The organism is Candidatus Izemoplasma sp. (genome assembly GCA_036172455.1).
Lineage (GTDB): Bacteria > Bacillota_I > Bacilli_A > Izemoplasmatales > Izemoplasmataceae > JAIPGF01.
Window position 1 is genome coordinate 21,974 of record JAXKVY010000002.1, and the last position, 25,704, is coordinate 47,677.

30 protein-coding genes are annotated in these 25,704 nt (G+C 36.1%); 4 read left to right on the forward strand and 26 right to left on the reverse strand.

Annotated features, from left to right (window positions below):
• Window positions 1-26: 26 nt before the first annotated feature.
• The 3 genes from UMR38_02725 to UMR38_02735 form a co-directional block, all read right to left on the reverse strand.
• Complete coding sequence (locus UMR38_02725; protein ID MEC9484774.1) at window positions 27-1,067, reverse strand: BMP family protein; 1,041 nt, start codon at window positions 1,065-1,067, stop codon at window positions 27-29.
• A 203-nt stretch (window positions 1,068-1,270) separates the two neighbouring features.
• Window positions 1,271-2,164 (reverse strand): DUF1295 domain-containing protein, encoded by an 894-nt coding sequence (locus UMR38_02730; GenBank protein MEC9484775.1) that lies wholly within the window; start codon window positions 2,162-2,164, stop codon window positions 1,271-1,273.
• A gap of 88 nt (window positions 2,165-2,252) precedes the next feature.
• Window positions 2,253-2,792 carry an NAD(P)H-dependent oxidoreductase gene (locus UMR38_02735; GenBank protein MEC9484776.1) on the reverse strand — a complete coding sequence of 180 codons (540 nt, stop codon included), beginning with the start codon at window positions 2,790-2,792 and terminating at the stop codon, window positions 2,253-2,255.
• Window positions 2,793-2,914: 122 nt separating this feature from the next.
• On the opposite strand from UMR38_02735, the gene UMR38_02740 reads away from it, so the two are divergent.
• On the forward strand, window positions 2,915-3,223 hold the full coding sequence (locus UMR38_02740) for a helix-turn-helix domain-containing protein (GenBank protein MEC9484777.1): 309 nt from the start codon (window positions 2,915-2,917) through the stop codon (window positions 3,221-3,223).
• A gap of 14 nt (window positions 3,224-3,237) precedes the next feature.
• Here UMR38_02740 and UMR38_02745 read toward each other — a convergent pair whose 3' ends face one another.
• The 10 genes from UMR38_02745 to UMR38_02790 all read right to left on the reverse strand — a co-directional run bounded on the left by UMR38_02745 (window position 3,238) and on the right by UMR38_02790 (window position 11,145).
• Window positions 3,238-3,834 (reverse strand): GrpB family protein, encoded by a 597-nt coding sequence (locus tag UMR38_02745; GenBank protein ID MEC9484778.1) that lies wholly within the window; start codon window positions 3,832-3,834, stop codon window positions 3,238-3,240.
• A 5-nt stretch (window positions 3,835-3,839) separates the two neighbouring features.
• Window positions 3,840-4,619: an alpha/beta hydrolase-fold protein gene (locus UMR38_02750; GenBank protein MEC9484779.1), complete on the reverse strand. Its 780-nt coding sequence runs from the start codon at window positions 4,617-4,619 to the stop codon at window positions 3,840-3,842.
• 9 nt (window positions 4,620-4,628) lie between these two features.
• Entirely contained in the window at window positions 4,629-6,311 is a 1,683-nt protein-coding gene (locus UMR38_02755; GenBank protein MEC9484780.1) for an alpha-glucosidase, read from the reverse strand.
• A gap of 89 nt (window positions 6,312-6,400) precedes the next feature.
• Window positions 6,401-7,141: a SagB/ThcOx family dehydrogenase gene (locus tag UMR38_02760; GenBank protein MEC9484781.1), complete on the reverse strand. Its 741-nt coding sequence runs from the start codon at window positions 7,139-7,141 to the stop codon at window positions 6,401-6,403.
• Window positions 7,131-7,832, reverse strand: coding sequence for an alpha/beta hydrolase (locus UMR38_02765; GenBank protein MEC9484782.1), 702 nt, complete (start codon window positions 7,830-7,832; stop codon window positions 7,131-7,133). The genes UMR38_02760 and UMR38_02765 overlap by 11 nt, the downstream gene beginning before the upstream one ends.
• An 8-nt stretch (window positions 7,833-7,840) precedes the next feature.
• Window positions 7,841-8,632: a prephenate dehydratase domain-containing protein gene (locus tag UMR38_02770; protein MEC9484783.1), complete on the reverse strand. Its 792-nt coding sequence runs from the start codon at window positions 8,630-8,632 to the stop codon at window positions 7,841-7,843.
• An 8-nt stretch (window positions 8,633-8,640) separates the two neighbouring features.
• Entirely contained in the window at window positions 8,641-9,138 is a 498-nt protein-coding gene (locus tag UMR38_02775) for a YfcE family phosphodiesterase (GenBank protein MEC9484784.1), read from the reverse strand.
• Between the two features lie 100 nt (window positions 9,139-9,238).
• Window positions 9,239-9,814 (reverse strand): rubrerythrin family protein, encoded by a 576-nt coding sequence (locus UMR38_02780; protein MEC9484785.1) that lies wholly within the window; start codon window positions 9,812-9,814, stop codon window positions 9,239-9,241.
• Between the two features lie 41 nt (window positions 9,815-9,855).
• A complete protein-coding gene (gene rdgB, locus UMR38_02785; GenBank protein MEC9484786.1) occupies window positions 9,856-10,440 on the reverse strand; it encodes an RdgB/HAM1 family non-canonical purine NTP pyrophosphatase in 585 nt (194 codons plus the stop codon).
• Window positions 10,441-10,485: 45 nt separating this feature from the next.
• Entirely contained in the window at window positions 10,486-11,145 is a 660-nt protein-coding gene (locus UMR38_02790; protein MEC9484787.1) for a TrkA family potassium uptake protein, read from the reverse strand.
• 158 nt (window positions 11,146-11,303) lie between these two features.
• On the opposite strand from UMR38_02790, the gene UMR38_02795 reads away from it, so the two are divergent.
• Window positions 11,304-12,005 carry a CPBP family intramembrane glutamic endopeptidase gene (locus UMR38_02795; GenBank protein ID MEC9484788.1) on the forward strand — a complete coding sequence of 234 codons (702 nt, stop codon included), beginning with the start codon at window positions 11,304-11,306 and terminating at the stop codon, window positions 12,003-12,005.
• An 8-nt stretch (window positions 12,006-12,013) separates the two neighbouring features.
• Here UMR38_02795 and UMR38_02800 read toward each other — a convergent pair whose 3' ends face one another.
• The 9 genes from UMR38_02800 to efp all read right to left on the reverse strand — a co-directional run bounded on the left by UMR38_02800 (window position 12,014) and on the right by efp (window position 20,843).
• On the reverse strand, window positions 12,014-13,213 hold the full coding sequence (locus UMR38_02800) for an ankyrin repeat domain-containing protein (protein ID MEC9484789.1): 1,200 nt from the start codon (window positions 13,211-13,213) through the stop codon (window positions 12,014-12,016).
• 89 nt (window positions 13,214-13,302) lie between these two features.
• A complete protein-coding gene (locus tag UMR38_02805) occupies window positions 13,303-13,575 on the reverse strand; it encodes an HU family DNA-binding protein (GenBank protein ID MEC9484790.1) in 273 nt (90 codons plus the stop codon).
• A 162-nt stretch (window positions 13,576-13,737) separates the two neighbouring features.
• Window positions 13,738-14,733 (reverse strand): NAD(P)H-dependent glycerol-3-phosphate dehydrogenase, encoded by a 996-nt coding sequence (locus UMR38_02810; protein MEC9484791.1) that lies wholly within the window; start codon window positions 14,731-14,733, stop codon window positions 13,738-13,740.
• Window positions 14,734-16,041 carry a ribosome biogenesis GTPase Der gene (gene der / locus UMR38_02815; protein MEC9484792.1) on the reverse strand — a complete coding sequence of 436 codons (1,308 nt, stop codon included), beginning with the start codon at window positions 16,039-16,041 and terminating at the stop codon, window positions 14,734-14,736.
• A 25-nt stretch (window positions 16,042-16,066) separates the two neighbouring features.
• The gene (locus tag UMR38_02820) at window positions 16,067-17,446 is read right to left on the reverse strand and encodes a S1 RNA-binding domain-containing protein (protein MEC9484793.1); all 1,380 of its coding nucleotides are present in this window, start codon (window positions 17,444-17,446) and stop codon (window positions 16,067-16,069) included.
• Window positions 17,436-18,101 carry a (d)CMP kinase gene (cmk, locus tag UMR38_02825; GenBank protein ID MEC9484794.1) on the reverse strand — a complete coding sequence of 222 codons (666 nt, stop codon included), beginning with the start codon at window positions 18,099-18,101 and terminating at the stop codon, window positions 17,436-17,438. The genes UMR38_02820 and cmk overlap by 11 nt, the downstream gene beginning before the upstream one ends.
• A 66-nt stretch (window positions 18,102-18,167) precedes the next feature.
• Window positions 18,168-18,884, reverse strand: a complete 717-nt coding sequence (locus tag UMR38_02830) for a pseudouridine synthase (GenBank protein MEC9484795.1) — start codon at window positions 18,882-18,884, stop codon at window positions 18,168-18,170.
• A 43-nt stretch (window positions 18,885-18,927) separates the two neighbouring features.
• Complete coding sequence (locus tag UMR38_02835) at window positions 18,928-20,220, reverse strand: hemolysin family protein (GenBank protein ID MEC9484796.1); 1,293 nt, start codon at window positions 20,218-20,220, stop codon at window positions 18,928-18,930.
• A gap of 65 nt (window positions 20,221-20,285) precedes the next feature.
• A complete protein-coding gene (gene efp, locus UMR38_02840; GenBank protein MEC9484797.1) occupies window positions 20,286-20,843 on the reverse strand; it encodes an elongation factor P in 558 nt (185 codons plus the stop codon).
• 170 nt (window positions 20,844-21,013) lie between these two features.
• On the opposite strand from efp, the gene UMR38_02845 reads away from it, so the two are divergent.
• Window positions 21,014-21,388, forward strand: a complete 375-nt coding sequence (locus UMR38_02845; protein ID MEC9484798.1) for a rhodanese-like domain-containing protein — start codon at window positions 21,014-21,016, stop codon at window positions 21,386-21,388.
• 173 nt (window positions 21,389-21,561) lie between these two features.
• On the opposite strand, the gene UMR38_02850 is transcribed toward UMR38_02845, so the two are convergent.
• Window positions 21,562-22,164 carry a sugar O-acetyltransferase gene (locus UMR38_02850; GenBank protein ID MEC9484799.1) on the reverse strand — a complete coding sequence of 201 codons (603 nt, stop codon included), beginning with the start codon at window positions 22,162-22,164 and terminating at the stop codon, window positions 21,562-21,564.
• 12 nt (window positions 22,165-22,176) lie between these two features.
• Complete coding sequence (gene ggt / locus UMR38_02855) at window positions 22,177-23,763, reverse strand: gamma-glutamyltransferase (GenBank protein ID MEC9484800.1); 1,587 nt, start codon at window positions 23,761-23,763, stop codon at window positions 22,177-22,179.
• 126 nt (window positions 23,764-23,889) lie between these two features.
• On the opposite strand from ggt, the gene UMR38_02860 reads away from it, so the two are divergent.
• Complete coding sequence (locus tag UMR38_02860) at window positions 23,890-24,456, forward strand: hypothetical protein (GenBank protein ID MEC9484801.1); 567 nt, start codon at window positions 23,890-23,892, stop codon at window positions 24,454-24,456.
• Between the two features lie 24 nt (window positions 24,457-24,480).
• On the opposite strand, the gene UMR38_02865 is transcribed toward UMR38_02860, so the two are convergent.
• Together UMR38_02865 and UMR38_02870 are read right to left on the reverse strand one after the other, a co-directional pair.
• Entirely contained in the window at window positions 24,481-25,320 is an 840-nt protein-coding gene (locus UMR38_02865) for an NmrA family NAD(P)-binding protein (GenBank protein ID MEC9484802.1), read from the reverse strand.
• Window positions 25,317-25,703, reverse strand: a complete 387-nt coding sequence (locus UMR38_02870) for a hypothetical protein (GenBank protein MEC9484803.1) — start codon at window positions 25,701-25,703, stop codon at window positions 25,317-25,319. Before UMR38_02870 ends, UMR38_02865 begins: the two co-directional genes overlap by 4 nt.
• Between the last annotated feature and the right edge of the window lies 1 nt (window position 25,704).

The following is a 25,704-nucleotide window of genomic DNA, read 5'->3' on the forward strand; positions in this document are numbered from 1 at the left end:
TTGGTATTTTCCCGTTAATTATAATGTTAGTCTTGCAGACGTGTTGGTACTTCAGGTACCGTAATATCACCATCTAAGATTTGTTGACGGTAATCCGCAATTGTATCTAACATGTCTTGCGTTAAGTTTGGATTTTCTTCAGGTAACCCAACACCATTATTTTCTAAGTTGAATACTAAGGTTTCTCCACCTGGGAAATTACCTTCATAAGTAGCTTCAGCAACATCGTAAGCCGCAACATCTACACGTTTCACCATTGATGTTAATACAGCTGAATCTCCAGCATCGTTGTAAACACCTTCGTCATATTGGTCTTTATCAACACCGATTACCCATACATCTTCACCATTGGTACGGCGATCTTTTGCTTCTTTAATGACACCATTACCAGCACCACCAGCAGCATGATAAATAACATAAGCACCATCATCATATTGTTTTGCAGCTAATGTTTGACCTGTTTGTGAATCTACAAAGTCACCAACGTAATCACTTAATACAGTCATTGTATCATCTACTGCCATTACCCCAGCTTCGTATCCAGCTTCGAACTTGTGAATTAATGGGAAGTCTCCTCCACCAATAAATCCAACTGTATCTTTACCAGCAGCTTGTGCTTTTAATGCTGCAGCTACACCGACTAAGAACGAACCTTCATGTTCTGCGAATACTGCAGAAGCAACATTTTCAGCATCTACAACACTGTCAATTAATAAGAAATTTTGTTCTGGGTAATTTGCAGAAACTTCTACTAATGCATCATAGAATAAGAAACCTGGCATAATGATTAAGTCTAATTGCTCATCAGCAAACGCACTAATATTTGGAATATAATCAGCATCAGAATCAGATTGTAAATAACGATATTCATCTTCAGCTAAATTATAGTCTTCAGCAAAACGCTGAATACCTTCCCAAGTACCTTGGTTGAATGATTTATCATCAATTCCACCAGTATCAGTAACGAGACCTACTTCAAAGTCTGCACCTTCTTCAGTTTCTCCACCACATGCAGCTAAAGTAAATGTTAGCGCAAATGCAGCAACAACTAATAATAATTTTTTCATTGAATATTAACCTCCTATAGTTTTGTTATCTATTCACATTATAGTTGTAATGAATGATTTTGTAAAGGAAAACCGATTAATTTCTGTAAATGTTTACATTCAATATGATTTATTTAAACTTTTTTCAAAAAAAAACAGATTATGGCCTTGATAGGCGTAATCTATTTTTATATAGTTTGAATTTCCAATTAACATATCTGTTATTACTCACTTTTTTTAACCGGATTGAATTGTTCGATAACCCGTTTTACAACATAGGGAAAAGATAACAATCTAGGAACAGTATCTATCACATTCTGATATCCTGGCTTTTTAGCTAATGTTCGTGATTCCATCTTAGGAATGCTATAAAACTCAAACAGTAGTGTCATCGGTATAATCCCAACGATTGCGTAAGCTACCCCGATAGGTGCGCTCATTAAGGCAATCCCATACCAAAAACAGAGTTCACCTAAATAATTAGGATGCCGTGAGAACAACCATAATCCACTCTTTATAGGCTTATATGGATGTGTTTCTCGGTGTAGTCTTAATTGTCGATCTGCCACAAAACTCACGATGACCCCAATAACAATAATGATAGAACCTAGGGTGACAAAAGCAATTTGTGGTGTTCCATAAAGGATTAAAATCATCAATGGTAAAAGTCCAAGAAATACTAACACTGTTGGAAACAAATGGATTGCTAAAAGACTAATTAACCAATAGAATTTATTAAATTTTTCGCGGAATTCAACATAACGAAAATCTTCTTCATTAAAGCCGTTAAAACGCACAGCCCAGTTCGTGGTTAAGCGAAGACTCCATAGTAATACAGAAAAAGCAATCAGTGTCTGTAATACCGTCTCAAAATACCAAAATGGTTCTATTAAAACCAGTAAAAAAACAGGCATAACACTCCAGTAAGGGTCGTATACACTTGAGTTATTATGACCTAAACTAAACATAAAGATTAAGGCTGTCATTAAAACATCAATCACAAATACCTCTAAAATAATGGGTAAAAGACTATCCCATAAATAGAAAACTAATGCACCAATTGTCATTGTTAATCCGTATTCAAAAAATACCAATAGTGTCGCTTGTGTTTTTCCCATCCACATCACCTTTACATCAATGTAATTATAGTTTATCACATTCCTAATGAAAACACACGCCTAATTTAGGCGTGTGTAGATAATGGTTTTATTTGATTGATTTAAAGGCTGTTCCCCATTTTAATAACTGCATTAATTGTGCTTTAATATTGTCATCATGTAAATCTCGCGGGGTTAAATCACTAAAGTTTTCAAAGTCATCAAATAATGATAATAAGACATGACTTCTTACTGTAGCAACTTGTAATTCTGCTAAAATATTTCTCAAGTGTTCAGCCGCTCTTGCGCCCCCTGCGCTTCCATAGCTTACAATACCAGCAACTTTATCTTGCCATTCATCTTTAACTAAATCAATCGCATTTTTTAACGCACCTGAAATACTGTGATTATATTCTGAGGTAATAAAGATAAACCCATCAAACTCAGCTAATTTCGCTTGCCATTTATCGATATTCGATGACTCACTAACCGTTCCTAAAAACGGTAAATTGAATGCTTTAATATCGACTATTTCAAAAGTTAACCCTTCGGTATCTTTTACCTTATCATAGACCCAGTTGCCAATATGAGGACTAACCCGACCTTCTCTCATACTGCCTAAAATGATTCCTATCTTAAGTGGTAACATGTGTTTCCTCCTTTATTTTTTATTACTTACTTTTCGTAACCTATTATATATTTGTTATTAGAATTTGTAAAGTAATTTACTTTTCATTTAAAATATAGTATACTATTCTTAGAGGTGATACGATGACAGCTATATGTCATAAATTTGAAACCGCCATGTCGTTACTTTCAAAGCGCTGGGTAGGATTAATTATTCATCAATTACTGGATGGACCAAAACGCTTCAGCGAGTTAGAAAGCGACATACAAATAAGTGGTAAAGTATTATCAGATCGGTTAAAAGCTTTAGAAAAAGCAGATATCGTTATTAGAGATGTCTTCCCAGAAACACCCGTTCGGATTGAATATCGACTTACAAAGCAAGGTAAAGACTTAAAACCTGTCTTAGATGCGTTACAACATTGGGCAGATACTTGGGTTAATAAAACATAAAAGTCAATCAAACTTTAGCGTTTGATTGACTTTTTTATTGGCTTATATCTGTCTTTATACCGTTTTCTCGCTGCCTCAGTATGACGGTTAATAAAGTCAGTTTTTCCATCAGTATAGTGTTCACGATGATGCTCAAAGGATTTAAACAACCTTTTTTTCAGTTCCGCATACGCTTCTTTTACCGCATTAAATTCAATTAAATAGTCCCGGAAATAGAGTTCATTGTGATCACTAAGTGGTCGGATATGTAAATGAAATACACGGTCATTAAATCCTTCTTCAGTATACCCTTTGATGATTAACTTAGGTAATACTGTCTGTTCTGGATTCATATTGATGTAGTCATGGTTAAAGAGTTTGGGCAGTAAGGCGTTTAAGTCTGTCTCTTCCTCGACTTCTAATAAAATATCGATGATTGGTTTCGCAAGAAGATTATCGACTGCTGTGCTACCAATATGATTCATGCGTTTGATATCTTCCCCTAATACCGATTCAAGTAATGTCTTTTCGTCGTTATACCATTGTGTATAATTCGGATTGTGCAGTCTTAATTGAATTGGAAAAAGTTGCCACAGTTCATCTTTAGAGCGCTTATGTAAAGGAGTAGCCATATCTATTATACCTCTTGGAACAAAACACGAATGATATCTGCAAACCGCTTTTCCCAATCACTTTCATGATGCTTACCATCTTCTATGATTTTAAATGTGAAAGCATCTTTAGTGAGTTTCGCTTGTAATGTATCTCTCAATGCTTTATTGTTTGATAAATAGGTTTTCTGAATGTCAATGTTCTTATGTTCGTTTGTTCCCACATCTATATACAGTTTTTTTAATATTGTAAATACTTTTCCTTTAAGGCGTTGGTCCATTGGATTTTTAAACCCTTCGAATAAGTAGGCGTTACTTAAACAGGCATAGCGGCTAAAAAAGTGTTCATATTCTAACGCCGCATACAGTGTATTCACCGCTCCAAAACTTGAGCCCATCAATGCGGTATGTTTTGGGCTTTTTAATGTGCGGAACCGCTTGTCAATATAGGGTTTCACTTGTCTAGTAATAAAATCTAAATACGCATCTGCTTTTCCGCCAGCTTTTTCGTGATCAAAATATTCAAAGCGATACGGGATTAACTCATCACTCCGGTCATCTTTATCGGATTCAATCCCCACGACGATCATTTTGGGTAAGTCATCATGTATTTGAAACTGTTCAATAATACGCCATGATTGTCCATAAGGGGCAACTGCATCATCGAATAGATTTTGGCCGTCATGCATATAAAGAACGGGATAAAATGTTTCTGTTTGTGTGTAATCTTCTGGCAAATAAATAAACAACCGTTTGTCTTTATCTAAATTCTCAGAATGCATTGTTACAACACGGTATTCTTTCATAGTTCGCTCCTATCGTTGTTTGATATATACATATGATGCGTAAGGTGCTAAACGCATCTCATGTGCTAATGGTACGATATCATAATTGGCTAATAATAAGGTATATCCCTCTAACTCAATATCTAAATGAACTGTGGTTGCTTGTTCTTTAAAATTAGCAACCACAAGTACGTCATGCGTCTTTGTTACAGTATGGTACATATACGCGTCTTCATGATCGATGTCAAGAAACGTGATTGTACCATGGGCAATATCGAAGGTTTTACGATAACTAAAGACCTCTTTATAAGTATGCCAAATCGAGTCTTCTGTTTCTTGTTCTCGCTGTAAATTAATGACTGGATAGTTCTTGACTATAGGCATCCACGGTGTCGTTTGGCTAAAGCCTGCGTTCACTGAATCATCCCAATGGAATGGGGAACGCGCATTATCTCTCGCTCTCTCTCTTAATGCCTGCATCGCTTCTTCATGACTTGCGCCAAAATCCATAAAGTTCTCATATTCTGTATAGACTTCGACATCTCTAAACATTTCAAGCGCATCATAATCAACATTTGTCATACCAATTTCTTCCCCTTGATAGACAATCGCTGTCCCTGGCATAAAGTACAACGTATGACATAACATTTTTGCACTTCTTTCACGATAGACAGTATCATTGCCATAATGCGAGACAATCCGGGGCTGGTCATGATTGTGCCAATAGATGACATTATGGCCTTTATCGTTAAGCATGTCATACCAGTGATTAAAACTATGTTTAATCGATGGCACATCAAGGGTGCCTTTGGCCCATTTCCCTGGCGTTTTTTGATTGTCCCAATCAACATCTGCCCACGTATGTCCAAACTGAATTAATACATTAAACTCATGACTGTCATAGCCACAATATTGTAAGGCTTCTTCTTTGGTTGCGCCACCCGCTTCCCCCATGGTAAAGATGTTATTAGGTTCAAATAACTCAATACCTAGTTCTTCTAAATACGCATGGTGTTTGGGTAAACTCGAAAAGTGTTCATATCCCGGATGTCCATCTGGAAAATCCCAATTCTTTTCTAAATGGTTTGATGCGTCTACACGGAACCCATCAACCCCTAAATCAATTAACCATTGGATGATGTTTTTAAGATCATTTTTCATGTCCTCATTACGCCAATTTAAATCAGGCATCTTCTTAGAAAAAATATGTAAATAATATTCATTCGTTGCTTCATTATATTCCCATACTGGTCCGCCAAACCAGCTACGCCAGTTGGTTGGCATCGTTCTTGTTCCTTCATCGGTATATTTGGGTGGTTGCCAAATATAGTAATCATGATATTTTTCATGGTCAGGATGCTTGGGATCTTTTGCGGCTTGAAACCATGGATGTTCATCAGATGTATGGTTTAAGACTAAGTCAAAGATGACCTTGATATCACGGGCGTGTGCTTTTTCAATGAATGTTTTTACATCATCTAATGTGCCGTAATCTTCACTGACCCTATAATAATCACTGACATCATACCCATTATCATCCATAGGTGATTGATAATGAGGACTCACCCACACCGCATCAACCCCTAAACGGTCTAAATAATCTAACTTATCTATCAGCCCTTTAAAATCACCAATGCCATCGTTATTGGCATCGTAAAAGCTGCGTATATATAATTGATATATTATGGCATCTTGCCACCATTTTTTTGTCATTGTAAAAACCCCTTTCAATCAATCATATATATTGTATCAAAAAAGCGGCTACAATTCACTCAAAAGTGTAAAACTGTAACCGCTAACACCTACTTTTTACCGACTGTAAAAGCGTATGTAGCGAACTCTTCTTCACCATCTAAGTTAAGTAATTGATCGACTAAATCTTGCCGGTATGCCGCAATAGCACAGGCGCCTGCGTCAATTACCTCAGCAGCTAAGCTTAGGTTTTGTCCTGCATGACCTGCTTCAATCGCAATCATTTTATGCGCACAAAAAGCATATTTGTATTCACTACGATAAGGGACTGCGCTGAAGAAAAAGACAACACTCGCACCGCGTAGTTGTTGATACAGCGCTTCGTTTACGTCATCTTCTAAGTTCTCACCTTTTTTAAGTAACGCTAGTTCATGACTGTCTTGAACATAGTGATAAAGCCCTTTGTCATAACCATCGACATTGTTAAAATACACATATGTTTCCATCGCATTCGTTGCGCCACCTGTTGGGATCGTACGGAACACTGCACGCTCTTTAAAGGAGACAACGCGACTTGTTTCATACAGTAAATAAGACACTTCTTCAAACGTCAGTGGTATGGTTGAATATTGCCGTGTGGAACGTCTATTTTTGATCACTTCTGTCAATGTTTTTTGTTCAATTGACGGAAACAAACGTAACACTTCAATTAACGTCGCCTCTGGATCTGGTTCTTTAAATTGGGGTGGTCGTTCTTTACCGGCATGTCTGTCACTTTCAATCTCTCTTAAATCTTTCCAATTTTCTTTAATTGCTTTTCGGTTTCGTTCTATACGTTCTTTAGTTGTCATAATTACCTCCTAAAAAAGTTATAATTTCATTTATAATCAAATCTTGTTGTTGTTTGGGTGTTAAGGTTGCTTCTCCGTCGCCTTTTTGATGGCCATACCAGCCAAACTGACTATGATTTCCACCATCCAAAACCACTTCTTTAGCAGTACTAAACTGTTCAAAATTATCGTTATAGGCTTTGCTATCAAGAATCAAGTCATTACTCCCTCGAATCGATAACACAGGCATGTCTGTGACATCATTTGTCGCATAACTCGCGAGTAAAACCAGTGACTCTACATCTTCACTTGAAGCGATACTTCCTGCCACAACACCGCCAAGTGAATGTCCAATGAGAATAGTCTCTTTATCAGAGGATATATACTGTTTCGCTTGATTAGGTGAGATGATTGCTAAATAGAATGGTGGTTTAATGATTGTCACATCATATCCATATGTAAACAACTCACTGCCTAAATATAAATACGCTGACGCATCAACTAATCCCCCTGGTATAATGATAATCTCTTGTGTATTTGCTTCGTCACTAAACTGATAAGTTTCGCTTGTCTCAGTATAATCTGTTACAGTTAACGCGTCATACATCGCATCACTAGCGATATATGGATTATGCGTATACGATACAATAACAAGTGATATAATAAGCAAAATGATCGATATACTTAATACAATTTTTGTTGTTAGTTTCATTTTATCGCCTACTTTGAAAAATAACTACCGAGTATTTGAACATGTTTTGCTTTTTGTTTTAACAAGGTTAAAAGTTGAATCATATTATCATGTTCTAATTGTTCATGAAGTGTTAATAATAGGGTTTGGTCTTCCGTGCTTCCTTTATGAATACTCGATATATTCGATACCTTAATATTAGACATCACTGCTTCATGTAGTACATCATATACTTTAAAGCGAGATGTGCTTTCAAAGGTCACTTGTAACATGACCCGATTATGAAATCCTAACGATTTTAAGGTTTGCCCCACCAATAAGAACACATGTTTATTATGGGCGTAGTCTCTTAAATTTGTTTTTAACGTATCTAGGGCATGCGGTTGATAATTAGAGACAATCGCAGCTTGGTTTTCTGTTTTTACGTGTTGTAACGCATCATACCTTGACTCAACAAAGGTTTTCTTTTGTACATGGGATAACTGTTGGATATGTTGGTAACAAGCTTGATAATCGTCATAGGTTACAATCAGTTCTTTAATGTGTTCTATCTTTGGTTGTTTAGCAACTAAAGATAAGGTCACATCTAAGACAATCTCACGTTCAATATGAAAATGATGATGCGCAACACGTGCAATACCATCTTCTAATAACCCATCTTTACCGGTAATATAAGGCATTAAAATACCGACAACTTCACCAGCTTTTAACGCATGAAAAAGGCGCCCAATGGTTTTAAACCCAACGAGTTCATCTTTCACGTAAAAAGTTGCGCCTGCATAAAAATCTAAGCTTTGTTCATGACCGATATATCCAATCATATCATCACCTACTCATTAAACGTTATCGCTTGATTCTGAATCGCATCATAATACTGACACGTCAGGCCGTGTTCATCAATAGTGAGCACACAATAGGTGGGTGGCAAGGTGTTTCGTGGTCTTGAAATGCTCCCAGGATTTATAAAGGTAATGCCTGATATCTCTTGATAACTCGCCATATGAGTATGGCCATATAACGCGATACTATAGTGTTCTGCTTTACATTGGCTCATCAGTCGTTTTAAGTTCTTTTGTACTTTATATTTATGACCATGGGTAATTAAGATTTTATGATTATGAATCGATACACTATTTTCATCGGTAAATCCCGGGTCATGTCGAGAATTACCTGAGACATAAATAACATCGTGTTCGAGTAATAGGTCTTCTTCTATCTCTAAATCACCAAGTGATATTTTATATTCCGCATCTTGTTGCCACTCTAAAACACGTTTAATTGCATCTGAATCACCGTGTGCATCGCTAAATATCAGTATCTTTACCATAAAATCACCTCTTTATACTATTATAGCATACCGCAGATGACACACAAAATATAATTATTGTAAAGTGTTAGCAAAGAAAAAAAGGCACAAAATTATGTGCCTAGTAATTGGTTTTTTTACGCTCATAAAATGCTTTTCTATGTTTACACACAGGGCACATTCCAGGCGCTCTTTTGCCAATGTGGACATGTCCACATTTACGACAATACCAAACTGTTGCTTCTTCAGTTTGGAAAACAATATCCTCTTCAATGTTATTGAAGAGTTTATTAAAGCGTTCTTCATGGTCTTTTTCAATCTTTGCGATCATACGAAATGATGCGGCAATCTTAGGAAATCCTTCTTCATCAGCTACTTTAGCGAATTCTGGATACAATTCTGTCCATTCTTCGTTTTCACCTTCTGCGGCAGCCTTTAAGTTTTCGTCTGTGGTACTTTCTACCCCAGCTGGATAACTCGCGGTAATTTCAACCATACCACCTTCTAAGTGATTAAAGAAGATCCGTGCGTGTTCAAATTCATTTTGAGCGGTTTCTAAAAACATATCTGCGATTTGTTCATACCCCTCTTTTTGCGCTACATCAGCAAACATTGTATAACGATTACGTGCTTGTGATTCTCCCGCAAATGCTTTGAGTAGGTTTTGTTCTGTTTGCGTTTCTTTTAATGATGCCATAATAACCTCCTTTTTTTACTTCTTTTAAATTATAACAAAGTTTAGTCTTCTTTTAAATATGTAATTAATTTTTTCAAGGCTTTTGCCCGGTGGCTAAATGCATTTTTTTCCTGTAAAGAATATTCTGCTAAGTGTTTGTCTGTTCCTTTGACAATAAATAAAGGATCATAGCCAAACCCATTGAGGCCTTTAAATTCTTTAGCTATCTGTCCATTTAGGGTGGATTCAAAGAATAATGGTTCTTTTCCTTCTTCATAAAGACAGATTACTGTGACAAACCGTGCTTTCCGATCGGTTTTCCCTTTCATCTCTTTTAAGAGTTTACGGTTATTATCATCATATGTTGCGTTCTCTTTCGCATACCGTGCACTATAGATTCCGGGAGCTTTATCTAATGCATAGACTTCTAAGCCGCTATCATCTGCCACACACATTGTCTTTGTGTGTTCTGCGAGTGTTTTTGCCTTAATTAATGCATTCTCTTTAAAGGTATCTCCGGTTTCTTCTATGGGCCCAATTTCAGGATAATCATAAAGTGTTTTAACAGCATACCCTAGTGGTTCTAATAAATTGGTCATTTCGGTTACTTTATTAGGATTTTTTGTTGCGATTACTATTTCTTTCATAGGTCACCTCGTTATTTACTGTATCAAAAAAATAAGCAAAATTGCTTATTTTTTTAGCCATGTATTAAATTTATGTAAGTCAGCATTACTACCAATAAGTAGTAATGAGTCACTTTCTTCGATTAATGTATCGGCGTTAGGAATTAAGATATCTCCTTCACGACGAATAGCTACCACATTAATATTGTAACGATTACGTACATCTAAATTCACGATGGTTGAACTGATGATTTTTTCAGTCGCGTTCACAACAATAAAGCTATGACTTTCATTTAAATCAATAAAGTCAAGCACATTGTCAGATACAATACGGCTTGCTAAACGACGGCCAGATTGTTTTTCTGGTTGTACAATCTCATCTGCGCCAAGTTTTGCAACAACTTTCGCATGATCATCATTTAGGACTTTAACCGTAACTTTTTTAACACCCAGTTCTTTTAAGATTAATGTTGCCATGATACTGCTTTGTAAGTCATTCCCAATCGAAACAATAACGTGATCAACACTGTTGATACCAACTTCTTTTAATGCTAGTTCATCAGTAGCATCTAACGTTACTGCGTGGGTTGCAATTTTACTCAGTTTTGCAATCCGTTCTGGATCACGATCAATTACTAATACATCTGCATCTTGCTCAATTAATTCTCTAACAACACTTTCCCCAAAGCGTCCTAATCCAATAACTGCAAATGATTTTTTTGCCATTTTATCACCCTTTATAATTTCACTTTCCTTGACTTTACTAATAATACCAACTTATTTTATTGAAGTCAAATATAATCACGAAAATATGAAACCTTTCCGCTTTGAATCTTGATATTATATGATATAATAGAATAAGAATTTAACAAAAGGAGTCACCTATGTTTAAAATTAATGAATTTAAAATTATCGGAATATATGTCGGCATGTTAATTGTATTACTTGGGTTTCAATTATTACTTATTTATGGATTTAACTTAAATGTTGATATCCAATCTCAGTTTATCCGGGTTAACTCACTCAGTAATATTTTTTATTATGGAATGATGTTACTGTTATATATTGTATTATTCTTTGGATTCTGGAAAACCGAATGGCGCAAGGCGATAAACAATAAAATACAAGTGCTTATGTTCATTGTCATCGGCTTTGGTGCCATGCTTGGCGCATCCACTATTGCTGGTATTATTATGTACATATTAAATGTGACAGATACGTCTGTAAATCAAGCGCAATTAAATTTGTTAATCTCATCAGGAACAACCTTTGACCAGATAGCGCTTTTAATCTTCGCGGTGTTACTCGCACCACCCGTTGAAGAGCTTGTCTTTAGAAAAGCTATCTTCGACCTATTAGAACGGATTAAAATTAAAGAACCCTTTGTTGTTATTCTTTTAAGCGGGATAATCTTTGGGTTTATTCACGTCGCTTCTGACAACTGGATTCAAATCGTTTCCTACGCTTTACTTGGTGTTGTTCTAGCATTATTGTATCACTATTCAAATAAAAAACTATTCATCCCTATTGTCGTTCATATGCTATTTAATCTTATGGTAAGTATCACAATGTTTACCGCATTATAAAAGAGTGATTATGCATCACTCTTTTTTAGTATATCTAATAAATCATAGGCTTTGGTCAAACTCAAGAACTGATTGACTGAATATCCTAAATAGGTTTTATCTAAATTCTTTGTATGACCTAATACTTGTGTGAAAATGTCTTTATCACGAATTAACACTGCATAGTACACGGCATCAAAATGGGCGTGATCAATGTCATCAACACGTGCCCCGTGCTTGATTAACTTCTCAACTAACATCGTTTCTTTATTCATCATCGCATAAAATAATGGGGTATTACCGAATTGATCACGTTGATTGACATCAACACGTTCAGATAAACTAAACGCAAAATCAAACTCATTTTTAATGACTGCCAGGCATAACGGACAGGCTTTTAAATTGTCTTGATAAGTGTGATCATTTTTTAACTGATTAAAGATTTCTATGGCCTCATAGTTTCCTTTTTTCTGTGCAATATCATACGGTGATTCATTAAAGGTCGATTGATCATATGATGTGCATCCACTATTTATAAAGTGATGGACCATATCATAATTTGGGTGTTCAACAGCTAAATGTAATGGGGTTAACGCATATTCTGTTTTAGCATATGGGTTAACACCTAATTCAAGTAGGTATTTCACTATATCGACAGTGCCATACTTTGCGGCGTAATGGAGGGACGTCATCCCTTCACGATCAGTGGTATTAATCAATGCCCCAGCTTTTACAAGTTGTTTTACCAATTTCAAGCTTTTACTTTTAATTGCCTTTTGAATCACACTAACTCTTTGTTCATCAAAGACATGAATATCTGCGCCTTCTTCTAACAATAGCGCAACAATCTCCCTATTCCCTTTTAAACAAGCTTTATGAAGGGGACGTTCTTTTGATTGGTTTTGTACATTTAAGTCAATCTTTTTGTGTAATAAATAGTTAATTATTTGACGACTCCCCATATGCGTCGCTATATGTAAGGCGGTATCACCAAACTTATCTTTGGCATTGACATCAATTTCTAACTCCAGTAATAATTGAATTGCCTCATACGCCTTATTTCTCACTGCTAAATGTAACAAGGTTTGTTGGCGCTGATCTTTAATGTGAATGTCATGGTTATGTTTCACATATTCAATAATATATGCGCAATCATTGTTTAATGCGGCAATATAGATTGATTCACTTGTATTGGTGCCATATTCTTGATATTTTGTAAAATCAACCATTGGTATCCTCCTTACAATGTCTTCACATCAAATCTATCATATATTCAAAAAAAATACCACACCGAATGTGGTATTTTTTAAAATTGTCGTTATCTTACAGCTTCTTTTAAGACCTTACCAGCTTTGAAAGCAGGTGATTTTTGTGCAGGAATTTGAATTTTCTCGTTTGTTCTTGGATTATGTCCTACACGCGCTTTACGGTGTCTTACTTCAAATGTTCCAAATCCTGTTAGCACGACTTTTTCCCCTGAAACTAATGAATCTTTAATAACGTCTAATGTAGTATTCAACGCTAATTCAGAATCTTTCTTTGTTAAACCTGAAACTTCTGCAACTTTTGCAATTAATTCTGTTTTGTTCATTATCTTACCTCCTATTTTTTTTAAACTAAGTTTATTATAGCAGTTTCTCGGCTTTATTGCAAGATAAATATCGCTTTCACATATATTTACATAAATTTCTATAAAGTTTCACTTCTTGGCTTTGCTATTTTGTAAACGCCTGTTTCATAAAAAAAAGAGTTTTTACAACTCTTTTTTACGACTGCGTTCAAACAGGGTTTGGTACGCATTTTCAGGGTCTACTTTATCAAACACGATTGAATAAATGGCGTTGATTATCGGTAAATCTAAATCGTACTTTTTCCCATAGTTATAGGCTGCCTCGCAAGTTCTAACACCTTCGACAACCATGGTCATGTTGTTTAAAGTTTCTTCTAAGTCTTTGCCATGACCAATTTGATATCCAGCTTGAAAGTTACGTGAATGTTGGCTTGTACACGTAACGACTAAATCCCCAATACCGGTAAGTCCTAATAACGATTCTGGGTTAGCTCCGTATGCTTCATAAATTTTTCGCATTTCATAAAGGCCACGGGTAATCAGGGCAGCTTTAGCATTATCGCCTAGTCCTTTACCACTAATTAACCCACTCGCTAAGGCAAAAATATTTTTTAATGCCCCACCAAGTTCAACCCCTTTTAAATCGGTTGATGTATAGACTCTAAAGAAGTTTTGATTGTGAAAAAGATGTTGGACAAATAAGGCATCTTCATCATTATCACTTGCGGCTGTAACGAGGGTGGTCATTTTTTGTATGACTTCTTCAGCATGACTTGGACCACTTAAGGCAACAAATCCATCAATGTATTCATTATCAATTTCATCATAAAATACTTCACTCATACGCATAAAGGTATTAGGTTCAATCCCTTTGGCAGCGTTTATGAATAGTTTTGCTTCCGTTAATTCTTGATTAACTGCTTTAAGTGCTTGCCTGACAACTTTTGTTGGGACAACAAATAATAAAACATTGCTATAATTAACTGCTTCTTTTATATCGTTTGTGGCGTTAATGGCTTTAGGGATATCAGCATTCAGCTGATAACATATATGAAGTCGATTAATCTTATCAATAATTTTTGTGTTGGTATCATACACTAAGACATCGTGTCCGTTCTCATGTAAGACAGTGGATAAGCCTAGTCCCCAAGATCCTCCACCAATGACAGTTATTTTCATCTAATCACGCTTCCTTAATATGATTTTAATCGGTGTCCCGGTAAATTCAAAAGCATCCCGGAGCCGATTGATTAAATAGCGTTTATAACTAAAGTGCATCGCATGTTCATTATTCACAAAGAAGACAAATGTAGGTGGCTTAGTATTCACTTGTGTCGCATAGAAGAGTTTTAGTTTCTCGCCTTTATGTAATTTAGGTGGCGTGACATAAAACGCATCTAATAAGACATCATTTAAGACACTTGTTTGTACGCGACGTGTATAGTTGTGGAAAACAGTATTGATTTCAGGGAATATGGTATGGAGTCGTTGTTTTTTGAGTGCACTGACAAAGACAATTGGTGCGTAGGTAATAAATTGGAAATGCGCTCTAATTTCTTCAATCCAGCGTTGCATGGTTTGGGTATTTTTCTCAACTGCATCCCACTTATTAACAACAATGATAATTCCTTTATTAGCGTCAACCGCGTAACCTGCGATTTTTTTATCTTGTTCTCTGATGCCAGTTTCGGCGTCAATCATGATAAGACAGATATCACTGCGTTCTATTGCGCTCATTGCCCGTAAGACAGAATATTTTTCGGCGTTTTCATAGACTTTACCACGTTTTCGTAATCCCGCTGTATCAATCACAACATAATCTTGTTCATAATAGGTAAATAAGGTATCAACACTATCACGGGTTGTCCCCTTGATTGGAGAGACGATAACGCGGTCTTTTCCAACTAACGCGTTGGTTAATGAGGATTTTCCGACATTTGGTCGTCCGATTAATGCGAGACGGATTCTGTCTTCTGCATAGTCAACTTCTTCTATCTTTGGCATTTTGTCTAAGACCTCATCAAGTAAGTCACCAACACCAATTCCATGTAATGTTGAGACGGGGATTGGATCGCCTAGTCCTAAACTATAAAACTCAAATTGATTAACTGTTAGTTCTTTGTTATCGGCTTTGTTTAATGCGACAACAACAGGTTTATCAGCTTTGTATAACATCTTCGCAATGAACATGTCATCATCAGTAACCCCTGTGCGTACATCGCATAACAAAATAATCACATCTGCTTCATCGATTGCGATTTCAGCTTGTGATTTGATTTCATGGATAAAAGGGGCATCGTTAAAATCGATGCCTCCTGTATCTATAATATGAAATTCTTGTGTTAGCCATTCGGCTTTTGCGTAAATTCTGTCACGGGTTATGCCCGGCATATCATCAGTGATGGATAAACGATCACCAACAATACGGTTAAATAAGGAAGACTTTCCTACGTTCGGACGCCCGACGATTGCGACAGTTGGTAGCATAGTCACCACCACCTATGTATGTGTCTTAGTGTTCGTTATTTTTTAAATCGTCAAATTTTTCTTTGAACATTTCACCAAGTGTTGGCGCGTTCATTGTTTTTTCTTCTTTTTTGTATTGTTTGAACGTTTCACGTTCTTTTTTGTTCTTTAAGGCTTTGATGCTAATTTTCATGTGCCAATTACGTTTGTCAAGTTCAGTTACAAGTGCGTTGATTGCTTCATCAACTTTAATATGATTTGCAATTTCATCAACATGTTCATCGCTTATTTCTCCGATTGGCAAGAATGCGTTAACACCTTGTACTTCGACAATCGCACCGTTTTGTTGAATTTCTTTAACAGTCCCGCTAACTTCTTCGTTAACTTTGACACTAACGTCTTTCCATGGGTTATATTCTAAATGCTTCTTCGATAAACTCATGCGGCGTTTTTTCGTATCAATACTTAAGATTTTAACGTTTAATGTGTCGCCTTCTTCAACCTCACCAGCTAAGTTGTCTTTCGGGTTCCATGAATAATCTTTTTCATTCATGATCCCAACAACTTCTTTCGCAACTTCTAATAACATTGCGTTAGCCATTTTTTTCACAATTGTACCTTCGACTTCATTGCCAACTTTGTGATCTTCAGCAAATTCTTGCCAAGGGGTTGGTTTCAGTTTTTTCGCACTAAGACCAATTTTACCTTTGTCTTTTGAAATAACTTCAACTTTTACTTCGTCGCCAACGTTAATAACTTCTTTCGCATTGTTGACACGATAATGTGAGATTTGACTACGGTGTAATAACCCGTCGTTTTTACCAATTGATATAAACGCACCGAAATCAAGGACATTCACTACTTTACCAGTAAAGACGTCTCCAACTTCAATATTGTCGTATTCTTCTTTTTTCTCTTGTTTTAATTTTTCTCTTAAAACAACTTTACGAGAAACAACACTACGACGATTGTTATGTTCAATCACTTTACACTCAAGTGTTTTACCTTTAAAGTCATCAATTCTAACGCGTTTCACGTCAATATGACTCGCTGGCATAAACAGTTCAACACCTTTATATCTTAAGATAAGTCCATGATTATTTGTTTTCACGACTTTTGCTTCAAAGATTTCATCTTTTTTCGCAAATTCATCAAACTCTTTACGTTTTTCACGACGTAACACAGCGATACGTGATAACAAAATCTGTGAACTTTCATCATCTACATTTGTGATTTTAAACTCCAGTTCATCTCCTTCATTTACGACATCTTTACAAGAATCGATCTCTTCTAATGTGAGATGCTCCTTATAAATAATTCCATCTTTCGGTGCTTTGATGTCTACATAGCACTCTTTGTCTTTCACAAGAAAGACTGTTCCTTTTACGATTTTACCTCTCTTAGGTATCGTCATCTTAAATTCCATGTTCTTCGACCTCTCCAATATTTTCTATAATTAAAGTAATAACTTCATCTAGCGTTAAGTTGGATGTATCAATAATCACTGCGTCTTCCGCAGGCTTTAACGGATTCACTTGCCGGGTGGTATCTAAATAATCACGTCTGGCAATATCCTTTTTAATATCATCTAAGTTGCTTTTAATCCCACGATTCAAGTTATCGTAATAACGTCTTCTTGCCCGCTCATCAATTGTTGCGGTCAAAAAGAATTTGTGGGTTGCGTCAACTAAGACGTTTGTCCCGATATCTCTTCCATCCATTACGACAGACTCTGTTTTTGCTAAGTCGCGTTGTAAGGCGACTAAAGCTTGTCTGACATACGGAACTGATGAGACTTTTGAGACATGAGCAGTCACATTTGTTTCACGGATTTTAGCGGATACATCAACGCCATCCATATAAATGTGATGATCATTAAATTGAAATGCGGTGTCTTTGACGAATATGTAACTTTTTGCATCATCTAAGTCAATATTTAATTGTAGTGCTTTGAGCGTAATTGCTCGATACATTGCACCAGTATCAATATAGGTGATGTTCAAATGTTTTGCAACATGTTTTGCAACAGTACTTTTACCAGCTCCCGCTGGACCATCTATGGCAATTTGAACAGTTGGCATCGTCTCACCTCATTTATGACCAATTTTTATTATAACAAATAATTTAATATTTACACAATGATTTCACTAATGTTTTGCCTGATGTCTTAATTGTTTAATCTCATGAGGCGTGATGCGGCGATATTCGCCGACTCGTAAGTGTTTCAAAGTGACAGGTCCAAACCTGACCCTTTTCAATGATAACACAGGGTGCCCTACACTTTCAAACATTCTTTTCACTTGATGGGTTCTTCCTTCTGTAATAATAATCCGGCAATGTGAAATTTCTTTGTTTGTATTGTAGGATACATCCATTATTTTAGCTTTTTTAGTCATTGTTCCATCTAACTTTATACCACGGCATAAGGTTTTCGATTCCTCTTTACGTAAAAACCCTTTAACCGTTACTTCGTATTCTTTTTCTAAGTTATGACTTGGATGAATCAGTAAATTGGTTAGCTCCCCATCGTTGGTTAAGAGTAAAACACCCGAGGTGTCAAAATCCAAACGCCCAACTGGGTATATGCGTTTTTCTGTTTGTATATAGTTTAATACAGTTTCTCGATCTAATTCATCATCGGTGGTACTGATGACATTGCGTGGTTTATATAAGACATAGTAGACATGTTCTTCTTTTTTGATTGGTTTCCCATCGACCATCACAACATCCTTTGAGGTGACTTTGGTGCCCAGTTCTGTCACGGTATCACCATTGACAGTTACCCGTCCATCAGTAATCATCTCTTCTGCTTTTCTACGTGATGTTAGGCCACTGTGGGCAATCACTTTTTGTAATCTTTCCATTGTTTCACCTCCATACATTAAGAAAAAGAGGAAACCCTCTTTTCTATTCTAAGGCCTCGTTAATCGTTAGAATAACGTAACTAATACGACGTTCCTTCATTTCCTTAATGACAAATTTTAAAGTCAAGTAAGTCGGTTCGTCATCATCATGATCGAAATTTGGTATTTCTTGAATTAAAGTATACGTCTCATCGACCTCTGGAATCTCTTCCATAACATCGTAGAGCCATCCACCAAGTGAAGCATAATGGGTTTCAGGTGGATTTCCTATATCTAAATCTTCAAATAAATCTTCTATATCAATATCGGCATTAATGCCATAGGTGTTTTCATCGATTGGACTGATGAATACTTCTTCAATTTCATCATGTTCATCATATATTTCACCAACAAGTTCTTCAAGGGCATCTTCCATTGTGACAATACCACTGGTTCCCCCATATTCACCACTCACAACAGCCAAGTGTAAACTTTCACGTTGTAAGAGTTCAATTAAGGTATCTACACGCATACTTTTTGAAACATACATAGGTCTTTGCATCATTTTACGAATGTCAAGTGGTTTATCTTGAATGATACTGGCAAAGAAATCCCGTTCATGCAAGATTCCAATAATATTGTCTCGACTTTCTTTAAAAACAGGTAACCGCGAGAACTGATGTTCAAAGAAGAGTGCTTTCACATCATCAATCGTATCATCTTCGATATCAATCGCGACCATATCCACACGTGGGGTCATAATATCTCCAACCCGTTTTTCGCCAAGATCGAGTACACTTTGTAACATTTGTGCTTCTTCTTGATCGATTGCTCCTTCTTCTTCCATTGTATCAATAATGGTGACTAACTCATTTCCCGTGACACTGACTAAAAATTCTCGATTATCATTTAAGATACTATTCTTTATTTTAATAAAAATCCATGTGATAGGTTTTAAAACCACTATCACGACATACAAAATCTGACTTGTTAACAAGGCGAGTTTATCAGCATTAATTTTCGCAAAACTTTTTGGGATGATTTCCCCAAAAATTAAGATGATAATGGTCATCACTACGGTGTTCATCACATTAACGATTGTTTCATTTCCATTAAATATAACAGAAAAGACACTAACACTCAATGTTGCAAGTGCGATATTAGCTAAGTTGTTTCCAACTAAGATTGTAGTGATTGTTCTATCAAAGTTTTCGGTAATCCATAATGCTTTCTTACTGCCTTTACGCCCATCCTCAATATACGTTCTTAAACGGATTGGACTGACACTTGAAAAGATGGTTTCACTCATGCTGAAAAACGCACTCACCATCAAAAAGATCACCATGAATACTAACATGGTTGGCTGTACGTCTTTAAAATTAAGTAAAAACCTGGCGGAATAATCCAATTGCGTTCACTCCTTTATGCGCGGGTATCATACTTTCCTGTGCTTGTATTGATAACAATTTTGTCACCCTTTTCAACAAACAATGGAACTTGTAATTCAAAGCCCGTTTCAACAACACAATCTTTCGTAGCACTTTGTGCTGTATTCCCCTTCACTGCAGGGTCTGCTTGTGTTACTTCTAAAGTTACTTTTTCTGGAATATCAACACCTAAGATTTCTTTTTCAAAAGAAATGACGTTAACTTCCATATTCTCAACGATAAAGTTAAGCTGATATTCAATTTGTTTCTCAGAAATTTCAATTTGTTCGTACGTTTCATTATTCATAAACACATGTCGATCACCATCAGCATATAAATATACCATTGCATTTTTATCAATATGTGCTGTTTCTACTTTTTCTCCAGCACGCCATGTTTTATCAATAATAGCCCCAGTACGTAAGTTTTTAAGTTTAGACCGCACGAATGCCGGTCCTTTTCCTGGTTTCACATGTTGAAACTCTAAAATTGTATATAAATTACCCTCTGACTGGATTGTCATTCCAGTTTTAAAGCTATTTGAATTTGTCATATTTTTTCACGCTCCTAGCCATAGATAATATTATATAGGAAAAGACACTATTTGTAAATAGTTACGACGGACTCTTTTAGGATTTCATAAATCTTTCTGTGTTTCATCCTTTTAAAAAGATTGACAAGGCCGTAGAACAGTCTTATAATGCATTATAGGAGCGTGATATCATGGATTGGATAGATATTGTTTTAGCGATTGCATTAGGACTTGGATTTGGATGGCTTTTGATGCGTTATCAAAATCTTGATCGCAGTAAACTGCATATTATCGATCAAGAAACTTTTGAAAACAACATGCGTAAGGGGCAACTTATTGATGTCCGTAAGAAAGATGCCTATGACAAGGATAAAATCAAAGGGGCACGCAACTTTAAAAAAAGCCAAATTGTAGGAAAATATTCCCGCTTACGCAAAGACCAGTCGGTTTATATTTATTGCCAAAATGGTCGTAAAAGTAAACGATTAGCAAAGAAAATGATTCGTGATGGATTTTCTGATATTTATATATTAGAAGGTGGCTTTAATAACTACACGCATCAATAATGAGGTGTTTTAATGATTATTATTGATATTATTTTAGCAATATTGTATGTTCTACTCGCCATACTTATTGTAGTATTAGCCATCATAGTTGCAATACCTACGGGTATTCTATATGGAATATACCGCTTAGTCAAACAAATTCTACCAAAAAAACGGTAAATTACCGTTTTTTTTTATTGGTTATGATATTTTTGTCTTTCGTTTTCCCAATACATCTGGTCCTCTTTGGTAATCTGACGAATCAGTTTCGCCGGGTTGCCACCAACAATTGTATTGGCGGGAACATTTTTTGTAACCACAGCGCCAGAAGCAATAATCGCATCTTGTCCAACCGTTACACCAGGGTTAATTATTGCCCCACCACCAATCCATACACCATCTTCAATGGTTACAGGTAAAGCATATTCATACCCTTCATTTCTAACACGACTATCTATCGGGTGAGTCGCGGTATAAATCTGAACATTCGGTCCACACATAACATTATCTCCAATCGTAATTTTACCCACATCCAAAAAGACACAGTTAAAATTACAATAAAAGTGTTCTCCGACTTCAATATTAAACCCATAATCACAATAAAACGGCTTATGTACATAAAAATCATTAGGGGTCTTACCAAACAATGATTTGATGATACCTTTCCGTTTTTCATAGTTTCGATAGGGCGTTTTATTAAACTCATCAAGTAAGTCTCTTGCCTTATTGGCGAGTTTTTTTAACTCATCATCACCAACATATAAGTGTTTACTCAACATTCTTTCTTTGTTTGTCATCTCAAGTTCCACCTAATAGTAGGCAATGGTCCCATCACATCTTGTTTCTGTGCCTACTTCGTAGCCATCATCAATCTGTCTAATGATTTGGCCACGACCAAATCCACCCGAATATACATCATACGTAATCTGATGTCCTTTGACTGTTAATTGTTGGGCAATGTATTGGTCAAATTGATGTTCTAAGGCGACTTTCAAGTCTTTATCCCAACGAAATCGGGGGGCATCCAAGGCTTCTTGAGCATTCATTTTAAAATCAACTAAATTCATAACTACTTGTAAGTGTCCTTGTGGCTGCATAAACCCACCCATGACACCAAAAGGGCCAATTGGGGTTTTGCCATTCATTAAAAATCCTGGAATAATCGTATGATAGGTGCGTTTTCTTGGCGCGAGTTTATTGTCATGTTCAGGATCTAATTTAAATGTATGTCCTCTATTTTGCATCGCAATTCCAGTATCATCAATCACAATACCACTACCAAATCCCATATAATTACTTTGAATAAATGAGACCATATTGCCATCTTTATCCGCCGTCGCTAAATAAACAGTCCCACTAGATTCATAGGTTATCGGGTCTGGCTTATGCGCTGTTTTTTTAATGTCTTTTTTACGTAAATTAACATAGTCATCACTCAGTAAAAAAGTCATATCCATTGACATAAAGTTAGGATCCGTTACATATTTTAAGGTATCGCTAAAGGCAATTTTCAAGGCTTCTATTTGTTTGTGAAGCGTGATTACATCCCGCTTGATAAACCTATCCTCTTTTAATAAATTGAGCGCCATAAGCGCTGTGATGCCTTGCCCGTTAGGCGGGATTTCGTAGACATCAATCCCTTTATAGTTGACTGAAATAGGCTCGACAAATTCAACATCAAAGTTTTTTAAATCATCATGATCAATAAAGCCATGATGTTTTTCCATAAAAGCCACAATTTTATCAGCTAAGTCACCTTCATAAAAACTCTTAGCCCCGGTCTTTGCGATTGCTTCTAAGGTTTTTGCGTGCGCTTCACTTTTAAAGAATTCACCGGCCTTATAAGGAGCTTGATCTTTTGTGAAGACATCATAAAAGGTTTGATACATTTCTGATGTATTCTGTTTTGTATACGCTTTTATGGCACGTTCATAATAATAGCCAACTGTCTCTGAAATTAAAAAGCCATGACGGGCTAAATCAACCGCTGGTTGCATAACCTCTTCTAAAGACAGGTTCCCCCATTTTTCAATGAGTCTTGCCCAGCCTCTTGGCGTTCCTGGGACAGTGATTGATTCTATCCCTGTCGCAGGCATTGATTTATAGCCACGCTCTTTTACTTTATCTATCGTAATATTGCGTGAGGAATACCCACTTGCGTTCATCCCATGAAGTTTACCATTCGTATAGACTAACGCAAAACAGTCACTGCCAATACCATTCGATGTTGGTTCGACAACGGTTAACGCTGCCGCAGTGGCAACAGCCGCATCAATAGCATTTCCGCCGCGTTCTAAAATTGATTTTCCTGCTTGTGCCGCTAACCCTTCACTTGTTGCGACAACACCGTTTCTAGCGTAAACGGGATTGCGTTTCGATTGAAATTGATTGTTCATTTTAATCACCTGATATTATTGTATCATATTATTGTTTCCTAAACAGCCCATTTTTGTATTTTGAGCATAATTAATGACAAAGTCACCATTCTTATTTATAATGATTATAAAGGATAGTGGTGTAGTATGAAAAAAGTCTTTTGCTTAATGGGACAAGTCTATAATGGTAAATATGAGTTGTTTGAATACTTGGTTAATGCATATTATTTTAACCCGTATAAGACATTGACAACACGACAAAAACCAAACGAATATGTTAACCACGTTTTTAAGCATGTCGATTTAAAGGTGTTCACTCAAGCCGAATTAGCCAATGATTTAGTCACCATCAGATCCTTCAATGGCGACCAATATGGAAAACGTTTCTCCGATATTCCAAGTGAATTATCCGTTTGTATTTGTAATTATGAAGAATATAAAATACTTAGTAAAGAGGTTGCCACGGTCGGCTTTGTGATTAATCAAAACCTAACCAGTCGTTACCAACTTAACTTACAATGTGACAGGTATTCACCTACGACTTTCTTAAAGTATAACGAAGATAATGAAAGTACATCACAAGCAATGAAAGACGACCCTCACTTAATTCATTTTGATGGCGAAACGCTTACGCAGTTAAAGCTTCAATTTGATGACTATATGAAGCCCTACTTAAAGTATTTACCAAGAGATATTAAACACACAAAAAGATAATCATATTAAAGTGATTATCTTTTTTTATTGCCAAACCTCTTGGTGGCGTTCAATAAATGCTTTCATCGTTTCAGGGTCTTTTTTAAGCAAACTGTTTACCGTATTTGTGACATCACTTGCAGTATTGAGCCGGGTCATAATGTATAAAAATATCGTTACTATAATGTATTTACGGTCGAAATGACGCGTTCGCATATGCCGATAATAACGCAAAAAATTTGGGCTTGTGTATCTAATCTGGCGTCCTAAACCATCCGTAAAAAGGTCCGCTACTTGATGGTAGGTTAAGGCTTCTTTACCTGTAAGTGTATATGCTTTATTGGCATGTTTCTGAGGCTCTAAAAAAATCGTTCCAATAACCTCTCCGATATCTTTACCTGAGATAAAACTGGTTTTCGCATTTTTTGCTGGAATAACAATGCAGTCTGTTTCTTTAATATCTTTTCCATGTGGTGTGATGAGATTTTCCATAAAGAAACTCGGTCGTATAAAGGTATATGGAATCAATTGTTTCTTAATATATTTTTCGATTTTACCGTGGGGTGGAATCGGATTTTTTTCAACACCCATTAGCGATAAGAACACCACATGTTTTATCTCACGTTGTTTCATCGCATCTATAAAAGGATAAAAGGCTTTAGGATCACCGATCTGTGGTGGTCTGATAAAAAAGACATCGTCAACCTCTTTTAAAGCATCATCGTAGGTTGACTGATCATCAAAGTCAAAGGGCACGATTGGTACCTGTTTATCATCATTTTTATGCGAATGATACAGTCCTAACTTATATGCTAGATTCTTACTCTTTAAAAAAGCAACAACATGTTTCCCAACTGTCCCAGTGCCACCAATAATTAAAATCATAATGTCTCCCAATAATCGTTTGTTAAACTCTTAGCTTTGTTTAACTCATTTAAAAACATTGATACATCTTCCTTCTTCTGCCAATTCGTGTTTGGCACAAGCGCCGCTATTGCTCGCATTTGTGTTTCAATATCTTTAGGTACGGTTTTTATATGTTGAAATAACATCTCTTTTCCTAATAATGTCAGATGATACTCAACGGTTTTTCCTGCTTTTTTCTTGGTTACGTACCCCGCATCAAACCAGTTCCCCAAATGCAAGTAAATCGAACCATTAGAAACAGTAATCCCTTGTTGGTTTAGTTTCTTTTTAAAACGGTAGCCAATAATCATCTCTTCAGTCATCAATTCTTTTAACATCATTGCTTTAATAAAATCATTCATT